17 protein-coding genes are annotated in these 19047 nt (G+C 69.8%); 12 read left to right on the top strand and 5 right to left on the bottom strand.

The genetic code is table 11. The features are described 5' to 3' along the window. Positions 1-57: 57 nt before the first annotated feature. Together dnaJ and OHB49_RS20455 are read left to right on the top strand one after the other, a co-directional pair. The gene (gene dnaJ, locus OHB49_RS20460) at positions 58-1245 is read left to right on the top strand and encodes a molecular chaperone DnaJ (protein WP_313938427.1); all 1188 of its coding nucleotides are present in this window, start codon (positions 58-60) and stop codon (positions 1243-1245) included. 1 nt (position 1246) lies between these two features. Continuing rightward, complete coding sequence (locus OHB49_RS20455) at positions 1247-1693, top strand: heat shock protein transcriptional repressor HspR (protein ID WP_329162005.1); 447 nt, start codon at positions 1247-1249, stop codon at positions 1691-1693. A 36-nt stretch (positions 1694-1729) separates the two neighbouring features. Here OHB49_RS20455 and OHB49_RS20450 read toward each other — a convergent pair whose 3' ends face one another. Both OHB49_RS20450 and OHB49_RS20445 read right to left on the bottom strand, forming a co-directional pair. Next, a complete protein-coding gene (locus tag OHB49_RS20450) occupies positions 1730-2749 on the bottom strand; it encodes a LuxR C-terminal-related transcriptional regulator (RefSeq protein WP_329162004.1) in 1020 nt (339 codons plus the stop codon). Between the two features lie 237 nt (positions 2750-2986). Continuing rightward, positions 2987-3991 (bottom strand): helix-turn-helix transcriptional regulator, encoded by a 1005-nt coding sequence (locus OHB49_RS20445; protein ID WP_329162003.1) that lies wholly within the window; start codon positions 3989-3991, stop codon positions 2987-2989. Positions 3992-4101: 110 nt separating this feature from the next. Between OHB49_RS20445 and OHB49_RS20440 the strand changes: the two genes are divergently transcribed. Then, positions 4102-4290: a hypothetical protein gene (locus OHB49_RS20440; RefSeq protein ID WP_329162002.1), complete on the top strand. Its 189-nt coding sequence runs from the start codon at positions 4102-4104 to the stop codon at positions 4288-4290. Then, positions 4287-4607: a hypothetical protein gene (locus OHB49_RS20435; RefSeq protein ID WP_030929305.1), complete on the top strand. Its 321-nt coding sequence runs from the start codon at positions 4287-4289 to the stop codon at positions 4605-4607. The genes OHB49_RS20440 and OHB49_RS20435 overlap by 4 nt, the downstream gene beginning before the upstream one ends. A 119-nt stretch (positions 4608-4726) precedes the next feature. On the opposite strand, the gene OHB49_RS20430 is transcribed toward OHB49_RS20435, so the two are convergent. Next, entirely contained in the window at positions 4727-5149 is a 423-nt protein-coding gene (locus OHB49_RS20430; RefSeq protein WP_329162001.1) for a pyridoxamine 5'-phosphate oxidase family protein, read from the bottom strand. Positions 5150-5375: 226 nt separating this feature from the next. On the opposite strand from OHB49_RS20430, the gene clpB reads away from it, so the two are divergent. Continuing rightward, a complete protein-coding gene (gene clpB, locus OHB49_RS20425) occupies positions 5376-7973 on the top strand; it encodes an ATP-dependent chaperone ClpB (RefSeq protein ID WP_030977693.1) in 2598 nt (865 codons plus the stop codon). Between the two features lie 258 nt (positions 7974-8231). Beyond that, positions 8232-8789 (top strand): YbjN domain-containing protein, encoded by a 558-nt coding sequence (locus OHB49_RS20420; RefSeq protein WP_030929311.1) that lies wholly within the window; start codon positions 8232-8234, stop codon positions 8787-8789. Positions 8790-8915: 126 nt separating this feature from the next. On the opposite strand, the gene OHB49_RS20415 is transcribed toward OHB49_RS20420, so the two are convergent. Next, positions 8916-10094, bottom strand: a complete 1179-nt coding sequence (locus tag OHB49_RS20415) for a pyridoxal phosphate-dependent aminotransferase (protein WP_329162000.1) — start codon at positions 10092-10094, stop codon at positions 8916-8918. Positions 10095-10633: 539 nt separating this feature from the next. Here OHB49_RS20415 and OHB49_RS20410 point away from each other — a divergent pair. Beyond that, complete coding sequence (locus tag OHB49_RS20410) at positions 10634-10849, top strand: DUF6243 family protein (protein WP_329161999.1); 216 nt, start codon at positions 10634-10636, stop codon at positions 10847-10849. 202 nt (positions 10850-11051) lie between these two features. Here the strand turns inward: OHB49_RS20410 and OHB49_RS20405 are convergent, their stop codons facing one another. Then, positions 11052-12410: an FG-GAP repeat protein gene (locus OHB49_RS20405; protein ID WP_329161998.1), complete on the bottom strand. Its 1359-nt coding sequence runs from the start codon at positions 12408-12410 to the stop codon at positions 11052-11054. Positions 12411-12949: 539 nt separating this feature from the next. Between OHB49_RS20405 and OHB49_RS20400 the strand changes: the two genes are divergently transcribed. The 5 genes from OHB49_RS20400 (at position 12950) to OHB49_RS20380 (ending at position 19040) form a co-directional block, all read left to right on the top strand. Further along, positions 12950-13489: an ArsR/SmtB family transcription factor gene (locus OHB49_RS20400; RefSeq protein ID WP_329161997.1), complete on the top strand. Its 540-nt coding sequence runs from the start codon at positions 12950-12952 to the stop codon at positions 13487-13489. Beyond that, complete coding sequence (locus OHB49_RS20395; protein ID WP_329161996.1) at positions 13486-14781, top strand: MFS transporter; 1296 nt, start codon at positions 13486-13488, stop codon at positions 14779-14781. Before OHB49_RS20400 ends, OHB49_RS20395 begins: the two co-directional genes overlap by 4 nt. 1032 nt (positions 14782-15813) lie before the next feature. Further along, entirely contained in the window at positions 15814-16335 is a 522-nt protein-coding gene (locus OHB49_RS20390) for a DUF2617 family protein (RefSeq protein WP_329161994.1), read from the top strand. Between the two features lie 85 nt (positions 16336-16420). Beyond that, a complete protein-coding gene (locus OHB49_RS20385) occupies positions 16421-18019 on the top strand; it encodes a polyamine aminopropyltransferase (RefSeq protein WP_329161992.1) in 1599 nt (532 codons plus the stop codon). 88 nt (positions 18020-18107) lie between these two features. Continuing rightward, on the top strand, positions 18108-19040 hold the full coding sequence (locus OHB49_RS20380) for an SRPBCC domain-containing protein (RefSeq protein WP_030977710.1): 933 nt from the start codon (positions 18108-18110) through the stop codon (positions 19038-19040). The last annotated feature ends 7 nt before the right edge of the window (positions 19041-19047 follow it).

Genomic DNA, 19047 nt, shown 5'->3' with positions numbered 1-19047 from the left:
CCGGCGACCGGCCCTCGGGCCGGTCGCCCGGCCGATCGTCCGGAAGGAGGGACGTCGATGAGCACGAAGGACTTCGTCGAGAAGGACTACTACAAGGTTCTCGGCGTCCCCAAGGACGCCACCGACGCAGAGATCAAGAAGGCGTACCGCAAGCTCGCCCGCGAGTTCCACCCCGACGCCAACAAGGGCGACGACAAGGCGGAGGAGCGCTTCAAGGAGATCTCCGAGGCCAATGACATCCTCGGCGACTCCAAGAAGCGCAAGGAGTACGACGAGGCGCGCGCCCTCTTCGGCAACGGCGGCTTCCGGGCCGGTCCCGGCGGTGCGGGAGGCAACTTCAACTTCGACCTGGGCGACCTCTTCGGAGGCACCCAGGGCGGCGGAGCCGGCGGCCCCGGTGGTTTCGGTGGCGGCGGCGGTCTCGGCGATGTCTTCGGCGGCCTGTTCAACCGGGGCGGCGGTGCGGGGACACGTGTGCAGCCGCGCCGCGGCCAGGACATCGAGTCCGAGGTGACGCTCAGCTTCACCGAGGCGGTCGACGGGGCCACGGTCCCGCTGCGGATGTCCAGCCAGGCGCCCTGCAAGGCGTGTTCGGGCACCGGCGACAAGAACGGCACCCCGAGGGTCTGCCCGACCTGTGTCGGCACCGGCCAGGTGTCGCGCGGCAGCGGCGGCGGGTTCTCGCTCACCGATCCCTGCGTGGACTGCAAGGGCCGGGGCCTCATCGCCCAGGACCCGTGCGATGTCTGCAAGGGCAGTGGACGGGCGCGTTCGTCGCGCACCATGCAGGTCAGGATCCCGGCGGGCGTCTCCGACGGCCAGCGGATCCGGCTGCGCGGCAAGGGCGCTCCGGGCGAGCGCGGCGGCCCGGCCGGCGATCTGTACGTCGTCGTCCATGTCGACGCCCACCCGGTCTTCGGCCGCAGGGACGACAACCTCACGGTCACCGTGCCCGTCACCTTCGTGGAGGCGGCGCTCGGCGGCGAGGTGAAGGTCCCCACGCTCGGCGGCCCCCCGGTCACCCTGAAACTGCCGGCCGGTACCCCCAACGGGCGTACGATGCGCGCCCGGGGCAAGGGTGCGGTACGCAAGGACGGCACCCGGGGCGACCTGCTGGTCACCGTCGAGGTGGCCGTGCCGAAGGAACTGGGTCCCGAGGCGCAGGACGCGCTGGAGGCCTACCGGAAGGCGACCGCGGGGGAGGACCCGCGGGCGGAGCTGTTCCAGGCCGCGAAGGGAGCATGATGTGGACGGCCGACGACGTAATCCGTACCAACTGACCGATGACTCACCGGTGTACGTGATCTCGATCGCGGCCCAGCTCGCGGGCCTGCATCCGCAGACACTGCGCCAGTACGACCGCCTCGGTCTGGTCTCCCCGGACCGCACGGCCGGCCGCGGCCGGCGCTACTCGGCCCGCGACATCGAGCTGCTGCGCACCGTGCAGCAACTGTCGCAGGACGAGGGCATCAACCTGGCGGGCATCAAGCGCATCATCGAGCTGGAGAACCAGGTGGCCGCGCTCCAGCAGCGCGTCGCCGAACTCTCCGCGGCAGTGGACGGTGCGGCGGCGGCGATGCAGCAGCGCGAGGCGCAGGTGCATGCGTCGTACCGGCGTGATCTGGTGCCGTATCAGGATGTGCAGCAGACCAGTGCGTTGGTGGTCTGGCGGCCGAAGAGGCCGAAGGAATAGGCGCGGTTACGGCGTACGTACGACGGCCGAGGCCCGTCACCCGGAAACGGGTGGCGGGCCTTCCGCGTCGGTGCGGACGTCACCGTCCGGCTCAGCGATGCCCGACCGGACGATGAGCGCGCCCAGTTGGGTCCGGCTGGAGGCGTCGAGTGCCTGCATGAGTTTGGCGATGTGGGACCGGCAGGTGCGGACGCTGATGCCCAGCTTGCGGGCCACCGCGTCGTCGACGTGGCCTTCGACCAGGAGGCGCGCGATGCTGCGCTGTACGGCGGTGACGGGGGTGCCGGGGGCCGATGTGGGCAGTTGCTGGGTGAGGGGAGTGGCCTGCGCCCACAGGACCTCGTACATCTGGATCAGGAAGCGGATCAGGGCGGGGTGGCGGATCTCCAGGGCGACGTCCCGCGTGGCGTTTGCGGGAATGAAGGCGACCGCGCGGTCGAAGATGAGCAGTCGTTCCACGGTCTGTTCGACGGTGCGTACCTGGAGGCGGTCCGCGGGGACCTGGGCCAGGTACTCCTTGAGTCGGGGAGCGTACCGGGCCGAGTGCTGGTAGATGTGTCGCAGGCTGGCCCCTTGCTCGACCATGGACAGGGCGCGGGGCAGCGCCTCCGGCATTTGATTGAAGGGTCTGGTGCTGCCTGGCTGCATCGTCAGCACCTCCCTCGATGCTCCCGCCGTCGCGTCGCCGACGGCTGCCCTGATCTGTGGCTTTCCCTCGATGACGGTGATGGCGAGGTTGGGGTCCTCACTGACCACCGACGCCAGGGGGGCCAGCGAGTCCGCGAGGGCCGCGGTGCGCCGTATCCGTTCGTGGATCTCGCGGGTGACGGGCTGCAGCAGATGTGCCAGGGCGGCGGACGGTGGCACGGGGCGCATCCACGCGTCGTCCCGGGGGTCGGGGTGGACCAGGGCCATGTCGATGAGGCACGGGGCTGGTGCGAGGTCGGCGCGTGGGATCCGCCCCTTGCGGAGCGCCTCGGCGTAGAGCTGGATCGCGGAGTCACACAGCTCTCGCGCATCATGCGGGTGGACCGGAACTTCCCTGTCTACGGCCATCTGAGGGCCCCCCACTTTTTACAGTGCAACAAGCTGACGGTGGTGGAAGCGTAGTCATTGGGGGAGTGTTGCCGTGTCGGGGGTGATGAACTCCTCGGGAGCACAAGGGTCGTGGGGTCGTGGCTGTGTTCTCCCCCGTTGCGCGGTCACGGCACGCCTTCACGAAGGAAGCAGGTCGGACGCCATGTCGAACACCGACACACACAGTGGTTGCGCAGCGGCGATGTACGTGGCGGGTCAGTGATCCTGCTCAAGGATCCCGGACTGCGCTATGAGGTAGCCGAGTTGCGCACGACTGTTGCTGCCGAGCGCGGAACTGAGCTTGGCGATGTGCGCGCGGCAGGTGCGTACGTTCATGCCGAGACGGCGGGCGATGGCCTCGTCGACATGGCCCTCCACCAGCAGCTTCGCGATCGAATGACGTACGCCGGAGATTCCTTCGGGGGTGGGTTCGTAGGGGACCTCCTCCTGCAGCGGGACCGCGCGTCGCCAGAACTGCTCGAAGACCTTGACGAGGTACTCCACCATGCCCGGGTGTCTTAGCTCCAGCGCCACTTGCCGGTCGTCCGTGGCAGGGATGAATGCGACCGTGTGGTCGAAGATCATCAGCCGTTCGATGAGCTCTTCGAGGGTGCGGATCTCCACCTTGTCCGAGGCCATGCGCGCCGCGTAGCTGAGGGTTCCGTGGCTGTGCCGAACGGTGTGCTGGTAGAGGGAGCGCATGCCTACGCCACGCTGGGTGAGCATGTTCCCGCGTTCCACTGCGATGTTGAGGGCGCCCTCGCTGCGACCGCCACCCGGCTGGATGGTGAGTACTTCCGACCGGCACTCGGCCATGGCGAGTTCGATGGACGCATTGATGCGGTCGATGCCTTCGAGCACCGTGATCGCATGCGTGGTCGGCGGTGTCTGGGCGCTGATAGCCATGAACGGTTCAAAAGCATCAGTCAGCTCTACCGAGAGACGTCTTCGGTCCTGGATCTCCCGCTCTATCGGGTGCAGTCGCTGTGTCAGTGCGGCGGCCGGCGGCACCGGCCGGAGCCAGGTGGCGTCATCGGGATCAGGATGAAGCAGCGCGAATTCCAGGAGGCAGGGAGCGGACCCCACCTCGGTGCGAGCTATCTTGCCCACGCTCAGTGCGCTCGCGTAAAGCCGTGCCCCCTCGTCACACAGAGCGCTGACAGGGTGGGGATGTGTCGCATTTTTGCTTTTTGTGGTCAATTCTCCACCCCCCAGGAACATGAATCAGCAGGAACATGATGCATCGCTTCTGTGGCATTGACGTGCCTGGATGAGCAATCGTCTTGTTCTGCGGGGGAGAGGAAACCTTGGAAGTGAGGACGAAGCCGACTATGGGTAAGAAAATGCTTCGCTCGGTGCTTGCTGCGGCCTTCTCCGCCGGGCTGACGTTCGGAGCGCTGAGCGCCATGGACCTGGCTTGGGACAGTACGCCCAGTGAGACTGCGGGCGTGCAGGTTCAAGCCGTGGCGCCGCCCGACCTGGCTTGGGACACCATCCCGGTGAATCTGGCGGGCGCATGACCATCCCGCCGGACGACCGGGTTTTCCGGCGGGAGATGGCCTCCGCATACCGCTCAGGGTGGCACTTCATCGATCTGCTCACGGCACTCCCCCGCCATGGCGATTCGTTGATGGTCACCCTGCTCGGGGAGCCGATCGTCGTCGTCCTGGAGGACGACGAAGAGGTCCGCGCCTACCGATGCCTTCGTCGCCCCCGCGGGGCGCCGCAGCCCGTTCGTTGTGCCATCCGGTACGGAATGATCTTCGTCAACCTCGATCAGCGTGACCACCAGCTGATCGAACCCGAAACCATCACCGCCACCCCCCGCAGTGCCTGAGCGATCCCCCGTCGTTCCATGTCGCTCAGACACTTCCCCCACACAGCGGCGCCATCGTGACCTGAACACGGTGGCGCCGCTGTGCTGTCCGGGGACGGGCGGCCGGGAGCTGCCGGCGGTCAGGCCGTGCGGACCGGTGCGCCCCTCCCGAGGGCCCGGTCGAGGGTGATCTCGATGACGACCCGGTCCGGGTTGGGTGCCGGGGTGCGCTCGTAGCGCTCCGCGTAGCGGCGTACGGCGTCCTCGACCACGTCCTGTTCCGTGCGGATCGTCGCGCGGCCCTCCAGCGTCGCCCAGCGGCCCCGGTCGACCTGGCAGACCGCCACCCGTGCCCCGTCCGGGCCGGCGGCCAGGACGTGGGCGACCTTTCTGCTGCTCTTGTTGGTGATGATGCGCGCGAGCCCGGCCTCGGGGTCGTACGTCACACCGACCGGCACCACGTGAGGTGTGCCGTCGGGGCGGAGGGTGGTCAGGGTGCACACGTGGTATTCGCGCCAGAAGGCGAGGTACTCGGGGCTGGGGTTGCGTACGTCTACGGCCATGGACAAAGGGTAGGCAGCCGTCGCCCGGTCCTGCGGTGGCGCAGGGGTTGTCCGGCCGGTTGACTCGGACACGAGCGGGTTCCTGTCGGCGGTTGCCGCCGGAGTCCGGTGGTTTTCGTCAGGATCCAGCCTTGAGTGGAATAGACTCAACTTTGTGGACGTTGACTGAGTCAGTTGTCGTGAAAGAAGTGGACGGACCAGCCACCGCAAGGAGGAGAGAGCGCACGTGGACGCCGAGCTGACCAACAAGAGCCGGGACGCCATCAATGCGGCCACCAGCAGGGCCGTGAAGGACGGGCACGCCGATCTGACCCCGGGGCATCTGCTGCTCGCTCTGCTGGAGGGCGAGGACAACGAGAACATCACCGACCTGCTCGCCGCCGTCGACGCCGACCAGGTCGCCGTACGGACCCAGACGGACCGGCTGCTCGCGTCGCTGCCCAGCGTCACCGGGGCGACCGTCGCGCCGCCGCAGCCCAACCGTGAGCTGCTCGCCGTCATCGCGGACGCCGCGCAGCGCGCGAAGGAGCTCGGCGACGACTACCTCTCCACCGAGCATCTGCTGATCGGTATCGCGGCCGAGGGCGGCCGCGCCGGTGAGATCCTCACCCAGCAGGGAGCCAGTGCGAAGAAGCTGCTGGACGCATTCGAGAAGAGCAGGGGAGGGCGCCGGGTGACCACACCCGACCCGGAGGGCCAGTACAAGGCCCTGGAGAAGTTCGGCACCGACTTCACGGCGGCCGCGCGCGAGGGCAAGCTCGACCCCGTCATCGGGCGTGACCACGAGATCCGGCGCGTCGTGCAGGTCCTGTCGCGGCGCACGAAGAACAACCCCGTGCTCATCGGCGAGCCCGGCGTCGGCAAGACGGCCGTCGTCGAAGGGCTCGCTCAGCGCATCGTCAAGGGCGACGTGCCCGAGAGCCTGAGGAACAAGCGGCTCGTCTCGCTGGACCTCGGGGCCATGGTCGCCGGGGCCAAGTACCGCGGTGAGTTCGAGGAGCGGCTGAAGTCCGTCCTCTCCGAGATCAAGGAGAGCGACGGGCAGATCATCACGTTCATCGACGAGCTGCACACCGTCGTGGGCGCCGGGGCGGGCGGGGACTCCGCCATGGACGCCGGCAACATGCTCAAGCCCATGCTGGCCCGTGGTGAGCTGCGGATGGTCGGCGCGACGACGCTCGACGAGTACCGCGAGCGCATCGAGAAGGACGCCGCGCTGGAGCGCCGCTTCCAGCAGGTTCTGGTCGCCGAACCGTCCGTCGAGGACACCATCGCGATCCTGCGCGGGCTCAAGGGACGGTACGAGGCACACCACAAGGTGCAGATCGCGGACTCCGCGCTGGTCGCCGCCGCGACCCTGTCCGACCGCTACATCACCTCCCGCTTCCTTCCCGACAAGGCCATCGACCTGGTCGACGAGGCGGCGTCCCGGCTGCGCATGGAGATCGACTCCTCGCCCGTCGAGATCGACGAACTCCAGCGCGCCGTCGACCGCCTGCGGATGGAGGAGCTGGCACTGAAGAACGAGACCGATGCCGCTTCCGTCCAGCGTCTGGAGAAGCTCCGCCGCGACCTCGCCGACAAGGAGGAGGAGCTGCGCGGCCTCACCGCCCGCTGGGAGAAGGAGAAGCAGAGCCTCAACCGCGTCGGTGAGCTGAAGGAGCGCCTCGACGACCTGCGCGGCCAGGCCGAACGCGCCCAGCGCGACGGCGACTTCGACACCGCCTCCAAGCTGCTGTACGGGGAGATCCCGGGCCTGGAACGGGAGCTCGCGGAGGCCGACGAGGCGGAGCAGGAGGCCGCCAAGGACACCATGGTCAAGGAGGAGGTCGGCCCGGACGACATCGCCGATGTGGTCGGCGCCTGGACCGGCATCCCGGCCGGCCGGCTCCTGGAGGGCGAGACGCAGAAGCTGCTGCGCATGGAGGAGGAGCTGGGCAGGCGGCTGATCGGCCAGGCCGAGGCCGTGCAGGCGGTGTCGGATGCGGTACGCCGCACCAGGGCCGGTATCGCCGACCCGGACCGGCCCACCGGATCGTTCCTCTTCCTCGGTCCGACCGGTGTCGGCAAGACCGAACTGGCGAAGGCGCTCGCCGACTTCCTGTTCGACGACGAGCGGGCCATGGTCCGCATCGACATGAGCGAGTACGGCGAGAAGCACAGCGTCGCCCGGCTGGTCGGTGCCCCGCCCGGCTATGTGGGGTACGAGGAGGGCGGCCAGCTCACGGAGGCGGTCCGCCGCCGTCCGTACAGCGTCATCCTGCTGGACGAGGTGGAAAAGGCCCACCCCGAGGTCTTCGACATCCTGCTCCAGGTGCTCGACGACGGCCGGCTCACCGACGGCCAGGGCCGGACGGTGGACTTCCGAAACACCATCCTGGTCCTGACGTCGAACCTGGGCAGCCAGTTCCTGGTCGATCCGTTGATGAAGCCGGAGGAGAAGAAGGCGCGGGTTCTGGACGTCGTACGCGCCTCGTTCAAGCCGGAGTTCCTCAACCGGCTCGACGACCTGGTGGTCTTCTCCGCCCTCTCCGGCGACGAGCTCGCGCACATCGCCGCGCTCCAGATCGGCCGGCTCGCCAAGCGGCTGGCCGACCGGCGGCTCACCCTCGACGTCACTCCGGCCGCGCTGGCCTGGCTGGCGAAGGAGGGCAACGACCCGGCGTACGGGGCGCGGCCGCTGCGTCGCCTGATCCAGACCGCGATCGGTGACCGGCTCGCGAAGGAGATCCTCGCGGGCGAGGTCAGGGACGGGGACACCGTACGGGTGGACGTGTTCGGGGAGGACGAGGAGGCCGGCCTGATCGTGGGCGCCGTGCGGTGACGGACCCGGCGGGCGTCGCACGCCGAACGGGCTGACGTGTACGAGGGCGGTGTCCCCCGTCCTCGTACACGACTGTCCGGGCCCTCGTGAGTCCGTCCGGGTGTTCCATCCATGACATTCCCCCCTCCGGACCGGCACCCCCGGGGCACCGCGCGGGCCGGATCGTGTCAGCCTGTAGCTGATCGGCCCAGCTGGGGGTTGCCATCCCCCGCCTGCCATGGGGGAGGATGGCGGCAACCGTACGAAGGGATATTCACGGTGAGCATCGACCCGTCCTCGATTCCGAATTTCGGGGGCCAGCCCGAACCGCAGGCGGCAGGACCGGAGGGCCCCGTCGTCCCTGACCAGGACCTCGTCAAGCAGCTCCTCGAGCAGATGGAGCTGAAGTACGTCGTCGACGACGAGGGCGACCTCGCGGCGCCGTGGGAAGAGTTCCGCACGTACTTCATGTTCCGTGGTGAGGACGAGCAGCAGGTCTTCTCGGTGCGTACGTTCTACGACCGTCCCCACGCCATGGACCAGCGCCCGGTCCTCCTCGACGCCATCGACGACTGGAACCGTCGCACGCTGTGGCCGAAGGTCTACACGCACGTCCACGAGGCCGAGGAAGGCGCCGAGGACACCGAGACCTCGGTCCGTCTGATCGGTGAGGCGCAGATGCTCATCGGTACGGGCGTCAGCCTGGAGCACTTCGTCTCGTCGACGGTCAGCTGGGTGCGGGCCTCGATCGAGTTCGACAAGTGGCTGCTGGAGCGTCTCGGCCTGGAGCCGGCCGAGAAGAAGACCGACGGCGACGACGCGGCGCCGAGCGCCTGATCCGGAGCGCCTGCGCACGACAGCCCGGCCAGGGCGACGGTCACCACGACCGCCGCCTCCGGCCGGGCTTCTGTCGCTCCGCACGCCGGACGGAGGCGAGCTCCGGCATGGTGAATTCCTCTGGGGCTACAGGCCCTTGAGCCGTGAAACGGCCTCACGCAGGACGTCCTCGCGTTTGCAGAAGGCGAATCGGACCTTGCTGCGGCCGGCCTCCTGATCGTCGTAGAACACCGCATTGGGGATGGCGACGACCCCGCACCGCTCGGGCAGCGCGCGGCAGAAGGCGAAGCCGTCGGTCCCGCCGCCGAGCGGGCGGATGTCGGTGGTGACGAAGTACGTCCCGGCCGGCCGGTACACCTCGAAACCGGCCTCGGCGAGCCCGCCGCTCAACAGATCCCGTTTGGCCCGCAGATCCGCGCGCAGCCCCTCGAAGTAGCTGTCGGGGAGGGTCAGCGCCTCGGCGACGGCGTACTGGAACGGGCCCGCGGAGACGTACGTCAGGAACTGCTTGGCCGAGCGGACCGCCGTCACCAGCCCGGGGCTCGCGGTCACCCAGCCCACCTTCCACCCGGTGAACGAGAACGTCTTGCCCGCCGAACCGATGGTCACGGTCCGCTCGCGCATTCCGGGGAACCCGGCGATCGGCAGGTGTTCCCCCTCGAAGACCAGGTGCTCGTACACCTCGTCGGTGACGACGAGCAGGTCCCGCTCGCAGGCGAGTTCGGCGATCGCCGTCAGCTCCTCGCGGGTCAGGACGGTGCCGGTGGGGTTGTGCGGGGTGTTGAGGAGGATCAGCCGGGTGCGGGGGGTGACGGCGGCGCGCAGCTCGTCGAGGTCGAGCCGGTACGTACCGCTCTCCGCGTCCGGGTGCAGAGTGACCGGGACGCGGGCGCCGCCCGCCATGGCGATGCAGGCGGCGTACGAGTCGTAGTACGGCTCCAGGGCGATGACCTCGTCGCCGGGTTCCACGAGGGCGAGCAGGGTGGCGGCGATGGCTTCGGTGGCGCCCGCCGTGACGAGAACTTCGGAGTCGGGGTCGTACGTGAGCGCGTACCGCCGCTGCTGATGGGCGGCGATCGCGGTGCGCAGCTCGGGAACCCCGGGGCCCGGCGGGTACTGGTTGCCGTGTCCGGCGCGCAGTGCGCGGACCGCGGCCTCCCGGATCTCTTCTGGGCCGTCGGTGTCGGGGAAGCCCTGACCGAGGTTGATGGAGCCGGTTCGTACGGCCAGCGCCGACATCTCCGCGAAGATCGTCGTGCCGAATTCGGCGAGGCGGCGGTTGAGCAGCGGTCGTCCCTGTGTCATGACCGCCATCCTGTGCCGAAGCTCTGGAGTTGCTCAACTTACCTTCGGGAATTGGCACCTGCGGCGGGACCTACCGGACCGTCGCTGAGCAGGGCGAGAGCGGTCGGTAGCTGTCGTTGTCCGTCGTCGTCGGCCGCCCTCGGACGGCCCACAGACGGCCCGGCCCGCCGGTGGAGTGGGCCCAGCCGTCAGTGTGCTCGCGACCACTGACAACGCCCGCGGCGGCCCAGTAACGTCCATCTGGACCTGCCCCGGGCGGGCGGCGACCACCGGCGGGTGCCGGCGGGTGCCGGCGGGTGCCGAGATTCCCGGAAGGAAACGGCTGACCTCGGGCGCTGGCCGAAGGCCCGGCCGACGCCGGGGCGGCGGAAAGGTTGGTGTGCGGGGCCGACGGAACCGGGTAACGTCTTTGTCATGTTCTTCCAGACGCCGATTTACGAGTGAGAGCGTGATGGGCCCCTGCTGACGCCCTTCGACGTCGCCGCCCGTCCCCCACCGATGAATCCGTAGATCACTTCACATCATTACCGGGAGAACCCGTGACCGTGAGCAAGAACATCAACAACCCCGTGGGCATGGGCGGCGGCCAGCGCAAGAGGCTGTCCCGCGCCGAACGGCAGAACAACGGTCCGCACCGCAACCTCGACCGCCAGGGTGCAGCCGACCGGAAGGCGGAGCTGGTGCGCAAGATGCGCGAGAAGGCAAGCACAGCTGAGGGCGCCGGGCAGGCGGGCGACGACGCCGCACAGGGCTGACGCAGCGCCGCCGCAGGGCGGCACCGCACGGGGCAGGACCCGGACCGTGACGCGCGGTCCGGGCTCTGCTGCCGTATCGGGGCTCTGCTGCCGTACCGGGCGCGGCCGGTCCCGCTCAGCCTCTCGGCCGACCACCCGCGTCTCCCCCGACCACCCGGGGCAGCCGCAGATTCGGCGGCTCGTGCGGCAGTGGGCGACTTGGTCAGCCGAGCAGGATGCCGAACTCCGTCGACAGGTCGGATCCGGCAGAGGTGCCGGGCGCATGAATGATCTTCGAGCCCGTGGTGACAGGACCGGTGGCGTTCGAGGGCAGCGACCACACCGCGCCCCGCCACCCGTTGGCGCTGCAGTCGCCGATCGCCGTATCCGGCCTGCTGTCTCCATTCGTGTCCCGGATGCGCACGCTGTTGCCGAAGTCGGTGCCGTAGGCGTACGGCATGCCTGCGGCGTCCGGCGAGATCCACCACGCGCCGGAGCCGCTCAATCCGGTTGCCGATCCCTTAAGGACGGTCGCCCCGCCTCGGTTGTTCTCCGAACTGACGCCGACCAGGAGATCGGCGTATCCGTCACCCGTCACATCACCGGCGGAGACGTCGGAGCCGAAGTGGTCGTACTGCTCCGGCGTCCCGGGCACTCCGGCCGAGGACTGGCTGATACTCCAGGTGCTGCGCGTAGTGCTTAGTCCGGAGGAGGAGCCGTATGCGACACCGACCCGGCCGGCCGCTGTGACGCCCCCCACGTCGGCCCAGCCTCTCCCCACCGCGACATCGCCGTAACCGTCCTTGTCGAAGTCGCCGACAGTGGCCGATTCGCCGCCGGTCATGGTCTTGCTGGTGGCGCTGAAACCGGTCGATGTGCCGAGGAGAACCTGCGTGGTGTCGGAGTTCACCGTCACCAGATCGACACCCCCCGTCTTGTTGATCTTTCCTGCGATCGCCTTCTCCGCGCCGATGGTGAGCTTCTTGGTGATGATTGCCTTGGGTGCGCCGGTTCGGGTGAACGGCCCCTTGTAGAGGCGCAGGGTGTAGTCCCGCTGCACCACCGCGAGATCCGGATAGCCGTCGCCGGTGAAATCTCCCGCGGCCAGTACGTCGCCGAAGTAGCCGTCGATGGCCGCGGCCTTGTTGGCCACGCCGGCTCCACCGCTCAGCCCTGTTCGGCTGCCCCACAGGATGGTCGTCGCACCCTGGTCCCGAACGGTCCCGACATCCTCGTAGGGGGTGCCGACCACCAGGTCGGCATAGCCGTCTGCGTCCAAGTCGGCACTGGTGAAGGCGTTTCCGAAATTGTCGTCCGCCTCCGCGGCGCCTGGGATGTCGGCGCTGTTCTGGCTGATCACAGCAGGCTCGGAAGGACCGAGGCCCGTCGCCGAGCCGTACACCACGCTGACGAAACCTGCCCGGTCGACGCCGTTCGGCGAGCCGTACGGCGTCCCTATCACGAGGTCGCGGTAGCCGTCGCCGTTGAAGTCGTCGGCGTACCTCGCCCCGACGGCACCCGCCGGGGAGGCCAGCAGCGGAGTGAGGCCGGCGATCAGGACGGGCACGAGAGCCGCGGTCACATGTGTACGCATAACAGCCCTTCGACGGTGAGTGATCCAGCAGGTCCACTACCAGACGGACGAGCAGAACGAATAGTTGTACGGCGACGGTGAAGCCTTTGAGAGGCGTCACGACGTGAGGCGGGTGCGCAGAGGGATCACCCGGCCACCGGGGCCTGTTGGCCAGGATGCACTTGTACGCCGGCGTGTGCCTGTGTGTGCCGACGTTGATGCCAGACGCTGATGTGCAGCTGACCCAGAACACCTCCGGTGTCGTGCGCCGGCTCCTGAGTGGTCGTCATGGCCCCGGATCGTGTCAGAAAACGGTGGTCCGGGGTTCTTGAATGCCCGAGGTTTTTGAAGGGCTTTTTGAAGGCTCCGAGGGGGCTGGGCGACCCATCGGGAGAGATCTTCAGAAGACGAAGGTTTTTTTGACAGCTCCCCGGATCGGCAGCGGGGTGGGGGGCTTTGACGGAAGGTCTCGCGCGCCGGACGGCAGATTCTGGAAGTCCGTGCGAAATCCCTTGCGCAATGGTCAAGAGTCGTTGACCATTGCTCGCATGCCTACCGACGATCTTCCCGAGACGTTTCACGTCACCACTGACGAGCAGCTGCGCGCCGTCTCCAATCTCACGCGCCACCGGATCATGGCCGTGCTCCGCTTCGAGCCGGCGACGATTACGCAGATCGCCGAGCGGGTGGGCCTTGCGAAGGGGAGTTCCAGCTATCACGTGCGGCTGCTGGAGCGGGCCGGCCTGGTGAAGGTGGTACGGACACGGAAGGTGCGGGGGGTCACCGAGCGGTACTACGCGATGGCCGCGCGGGCGATCGCGCTGCCGGATCCGGGCGAAGGAGGGCCGGATGTGCTGATGCGCCATGCGGTGGCGGACCTGGAGGCGTCGCCGGCGGACCGCGAGCGGCACGTGCGGATGGCGCATCTGCGGCTCACCGAGGAGCAGTTCGCGGAGCTGGGGGCGCGGCTGCAGGCACTGGCGGACGAGTACCGGGAGCTGTCCGATCCGTCGCTGCCGGACGCGTCACTCGTCTTCGCACTGTTCCACCCGACACCGCGCGAGCAGGCCGAAGGGGGCGCCAAGTGACCTCAGACGTCCGGAAGTTGCCGACCGGGTTCGGACGGCTGTGGACTGCGCAGACGGTGTCCTCGCTCGGTGACGGGGTGACGCATGCCGCGCTGCCGCTGCTCGCATTGACGTTGACGCGGGATCCGATGGCACTCGCCGTCGTCACGGCCGCCGGGACGCTGCCGTGGCTGCTCTTCGGGGTGCTCGGCGGTGCGCTGGTGGATCGCTGGGACCGTCGGCGCACGATGTGGGTCGCGGACGCGGCGCGTGCGGTCCTGCTCGCGATACCGGCGGCAGCGGCCGCGCTCGACGTGCTGAGCATTCCGCTGCTCGCGGCCGTCGCCTTCCTGCTCGGCCTCGGCGGGCTGTTCTTCGATACGGCCGCCACGGCCTACCTGCCGGATCTGCTCCGCCGCGACCCCGCGCTCCTGGAGCGCGCCAACTCCCGCCTGCGCGGCGCCCAGACCGCCATGTCCGGTTTCGCGGGGCCGCCTGCGGGCAGTGCGCTGCTCGCGCTCGGGCGGGCGGTTCCGCTGCTCGCCGACGCGGTGTCGTTCCTGTTCTCCGCGCTGCTCGTCCGTACGCTGCCCGCCATGCCCCGGCCCGTGCCGGAGGTCCGCGAGTCGCTGCTTCGGCAAGCGCGGGCCGGGGCCTCGTACGTCTTCCGGGACCGGGTGCTGCTCGGGCTGGCGCTCCGCCCGGCGGTCGGGAACGTCGCCTTCCTCGCTGTGGAGACCGTCCTCGCCCTCTTCGCGCACGACCGCCTGGGCATCGACACCTACGGCTTCGGCCTGCTCCTCACAGCGGAGGCCACCGGCGGCCTGTTCGGTGCAGGCATCGCCTCCTACCTTGGCCGACGACTCGGCACCGGCACCGCACTGACCTGCACAGCCGCCGTCGAAGGGCTTGCCATTCTGGGCCTGGCCGCTGCCCCGAACCCGTACGTCGCCGGGCTGGCGCTCGCCGTCTGCGGGGCCGGCATGGGCGCCACGATGGTGCTCGCGCCCTCCCTCCGACAGGCGATCGTCCCCGCCCACCTGATGGGCCGGGTCGCCTCCACCTCCCGCATGCTGGCCATGTGCGCCGCCCCCATCGGGGCCTTCCTCGGCGGCTGGCTGGCCACCACCTACGACATCCGCACCCCGCTCTACGCCGCCGCCGGCCTCCTCCTGGCGATGACGGCCGTCACGGCATCCATGACCAGCAACCGCCGGGTCGAAGCGGCGCTGCGTGCCGCCGCCCCGGCCGGCGGTCCGGATCACCCGGCATCCAAGGGTCCCGCTCAGGAGAATGCACCCGACGTGTTGTGACGCCTGCCGCGAAGGCGTCACGACAAGTCGGGTGCCAGGCCCCCCGCGGGGCGCAACGAGTGGCTGGGGCGGTCGGTGGTGCTGGCAAGACGCGGGACGTGCCGCTGCCCGACTACGTGGCGGAATCCCTGAGAGCGCATATGGCCACCTGATGCCTGACGGCCGCGAGCCCGCCCGCCGCGCCATCGTCTCGGTGTTTCAGCGCATCTTCGGGGAAGATCACGGCCCACAGACGGCCCAGTGAGCCCCGGGCGGCCCCTGACCTGCGCTTACGTGCAGGTCAGGGGCCGTTTCCCCGATAGAACCCTCTGAAGTTGCTCAAGTCTGCTTTGGCTCTGAGGGGCCGGGGGCATCCCCCACTCACGCAAGTAGCGGAAGGAACATGAAGCGGGGGACCTCGCTTCGGGGGACGGAAGGACGTGAGGTCGGTGGGGGCTTTCTTCGGGGTTGTGGCCGGGATCGTTGTGATCGGCTGTGTCGTCGTGATGTTGCGGTCGGCGAACAGCAGCAAGTCGTTGTCCTCCCGGCGCTCCGGGCGCCGCAGCGCGGGTGGCGGCGCGGCCGCCGGTGGCAGCTGGTGGGCGGGAGGTGACTCCGGCGGCGGCGCGTCCTGCGGAGGCAGCAGTCACTCGGGCGGTCACTCCGGTGGTCACTCGTGCGGGGGCGGCTCCTCGTGCGGCGGTGGTTCGTCGTGCGGCGGCGGGGGCGGATGCGGCGGAGGCAGCTGACACGGGGCAGCTGGTCCGCGTCACCGGGTGCCCGGCGGGTGAACTCCCGCCGGGTACCTTTTTGTTGGGTCAGGCAGCGCGTACCCGGTGAACACGTGAACCGTAGGGCCCCCGAGGGGATGGAAACCACGTCAAGTTGGGCAAAAATGCTGTGGATCGTCGCACTTCGTGATTCCCTCGTTGGAGAGAACATCCAGCCCTCGGACCCCAGTTGGACCTGATCGGGCGCTCCCCACCTCCCACGTACATCGCCACGGGGGCGTCCCCTGTCCATGTGTCCACGCGTGTTTTGCGGAGCCGACCCATGCTCACGACCGTCCAGACGCCCTATTCCGACACCCGTGCTGCCGACCTGGCCTGGGCGCTGGGGCGCGAACCGCTCCCCGCCCTGGCCGTGCTCGACCTCCAGCTCGGCGGTGCCCAGCTGCAACTGCGTCTGCTCGGCGCCTCCCATCAGGTGCTTCTCGAGGAGGACGGCGGCAGCTGCTCCGAGACGGTGGCCTGTATCCCCGGCAGCAGCACACCGCTGCCGCTCGGAGTCGCCAAACGGCTCGGGGAGTGGGAGTACGAATTCGCGGCGCGCGTCGAGACGCTCTCCGCGGACTCCTTCGCGGGGCGTGCGCAGGAACTCCTCGCGCTGGTGACCGACCATCCGCACGGGCTCGCCGGGACGTTTCCCGGTAGTCCGCACGCCTTCACCGCCATGCTCGCGCAGCGGACGGAGGGGGAGGTGTGGTGGCGCACCTGGCATGCGTACCCGCAGGAGGGGCAGCTGGTGGTGACCCGCACCCGCGTGGGTGTGCGGACGCCGGCGGTGGCTCACTGAAATTTCCTGAACACCGTTGCGTGCGCGGCACTTGCACCCTTGTGGGTGACAGGTGGCGACGCCGTCGTGACGTAGCGTTCGCATCATGATCGACCAGCAGGTGTCGCTGCGAGGGGGCGCGGCGCGAATCCCCGTGCGGCCGCGCACCGGCCGGCTCCTCGTGCTGGCCGCCGTGTTCATCTGCGCCGCCTGCGGACTGGTGTACGAGCTCGAACTGGTCGCGCTCGCCTCCTACTTGATCGGGGACTCCGTCACCCAGGCCTCCGTGGTGCTGTCCGTGATGGTCTTCGCGATGGGTATCGGCTCGCTGCTCGCGAAACGGTTACGCAGCCACGCAGCAGTGGGCTTCGGGCTGATCGAGGCGGGGCTCGCACTGATCGGCGGCTCCTCCGCGCTCGTGCTGTACGCGTCGTTCGCCTGGATCGGGGAGTCCCGCTTCGCGCTGGTCGGGTTCTCGCTCGCGATAGGCGTCCTCATCGGTGCGGAGATCCCGTTGCTGATGACCCTGATCCAGCGTGTCGACCGGCAGGACGCGGGCGGGACGGTCGCGGATCTGTTCGCCGCCGACTATGTGGGGGCGCTCGTCGGCGGACTGGCGTTCCCCTTCCTGCTGCTGCCGGTCCTCGGGCAGCTCACCGGGGCGCTGCTCACCGGCATGGTCAACGCGGCGGCGGGCGGGGCGCTGGTGCTGTGGGTGTTCCGCCGGGACCTCACCCCGCGCTCGCGGTGGCTGCTGATCGTCGTCAATGTGTCGGTGATCGCCCTGCTGGCCACCGCCACGCTCCTGGACGACGACTTCGAGCGGGCGGCGCGGCGCGCGGTGTACGGGGACGAGGTGCGGGTCGCTGTGCAGACCGATGTGCAGGAGGTGGTCCTCACCGGGACGGGCCGCAGATCCCTGGACCTCTATCTGGACGGGCGGCTGCGGGTCAGCGCACAGGACGAGTACCGGTACCACGAGGCGCTGGTCCACCCGGCGATGGACGGGAGCCACGCGCGGGTGCTGATCCTGGGCGGCGGCGACGGTCTGGCCGCCCGCGAGGTGCTGCGCTACCCGGACGTACGGAGTGTCACGCTCGTCGAGATCGACCCCGGCGTCACCCGACTGGCCCGTACGGACCCCGCGCTCTCCGCGCTGAACGCGCACGCGTACCGCGACCCGCGACTGACGGCCGTGACGGCCGACGCGTTCAACTGGTTGCGGGCGGGGCGCGGCGGATTCGACGTGGTGATCTCCGATCTGCCCGATCCCGGCATCACGGCGAGCACGAAGCTGTACTCCGCGGAGTTCTACGGCCTGGTCGCCGAGGCCCTGGCCCCGGGCGGCCGCCTGGTGGTGCACGGGGGGCCGCCGAATGCCCGGCCGCGGACCTTCTGGACGGTCGAGGCATCCGTGCGGGCGGCGGGCCTGAGCACCCGCCCGTACGGCGTCAGCGGTCGCCGCACCGGCTTCGCGGCGGGCCCGGACCGCACGACGGACCGGGCGAAGGCCCCGCACGGCTGGGGCTTCGTCCTCGCCCGCCTGGGGCCGAGAGCCCCGGCGCTGGGCCTGTCCCCCCGGGCACCGAAGCTCCGCTCCCTGACGGAAGGGGTACTCGCGGGCGCGGCCCGGTACGCGGAGCGGGGGCGGCTGCCGGAGCAGGCGTCGACGCTGGTGCATCCGCGGTACTGGGAGGAGCCGTGAGGGGGCGGGGGAGGTCTTGGGTGCTGAGTGCCGCTTCCGGGTGCGGAAGCGCTGACGGGGCGGCCGCGCCTGAGTAGGCTCGGTTTCCATGGAGCATGAGGTGTTCGTTCCGGTTCCGGTCCTGTCCCTTCGGCGGACGCTGGGCGATCCTGCCCGGGTCGCGCGCTGTGTACCGGGCCTCCAGCAGGACGCCGACGCGTCGGCGGGCCCCCTGTCAGGCCGGCTCAAGGTCCGGATCGGCAGCCACACGATCACATACCGCGGCACGCTGATTTCGGCCGCGCTGCCGGACGGGGCCGGGATCTCCGTCGAGGGCGAGGGCGTCGAGGCGCGGGGCGGCGGCTCGGCGAAGCTCGCCCTGACGATCCGCCTGACGGAGACGGACGGCGGTACGACGATCGGTTTCACGGGCTCGGCGGGCGGCCAGGGCCGCATCGTGGAACTGGACCGCGAGGCGACGCTCGCGGCGGCCCTCCGGCTGCTGGACCGCTTCACGCAGCAGCTGGTGACGGAGACGCTGGCGTCCCACGGACCGGCTGCCGACGGACCGGCGGGCGAGTCCGGCGGACCGGCCGAGGCGGTCGTGGACCTGCCCGTCGACGAAGCCGTGGACCGGGCGATCGAGGAGGCCGCGGAGACGGCGGACGAGACGACGGTGCGGGAGTCCCCCGAAGAGTCGTCCCCCGAGGGCGGGCCCGCCCAGGACGACGACGCCGGGTCGCTCCCCGGTACCGGTTCGGTCTTCGACGCGCCCGTCCCCCCGCCGTCGCTCGACCCCGTCGCGGACATGGAGTTCACCGTCCCCGACGAACCGCCCGCCGAGGCCGCGCACGCCCGCCGGACCATGATCGGGCGCAGTGCCGAGGAGGTCGACCACGCGCCGCCGCGCGGGCGGTACGCCCCCGTGCCGTCGCCCGACCCGACCACTGCGGGCGCCACCCTGCGCTGGGTGGCTCCGGCGGCCGCCCTCGCGCTCGCCTCCGCGGTCGTGGTGGGCCGGGCGCTGCGGCGCCGGAGGTAGCGGCGCC

This window comes from Streptomyces sp. NBC_01717 (genome assembly GCF_036248255.1).
Taxonomy (GTDB): Bacteria; Actinomycetota; Actinomycetes; order Streptomycetales; family Streptomycetaceae; genus Streptomyces.
This window is presented reverse-complemented; position numbering and strand designations above follow the sequence as displayed.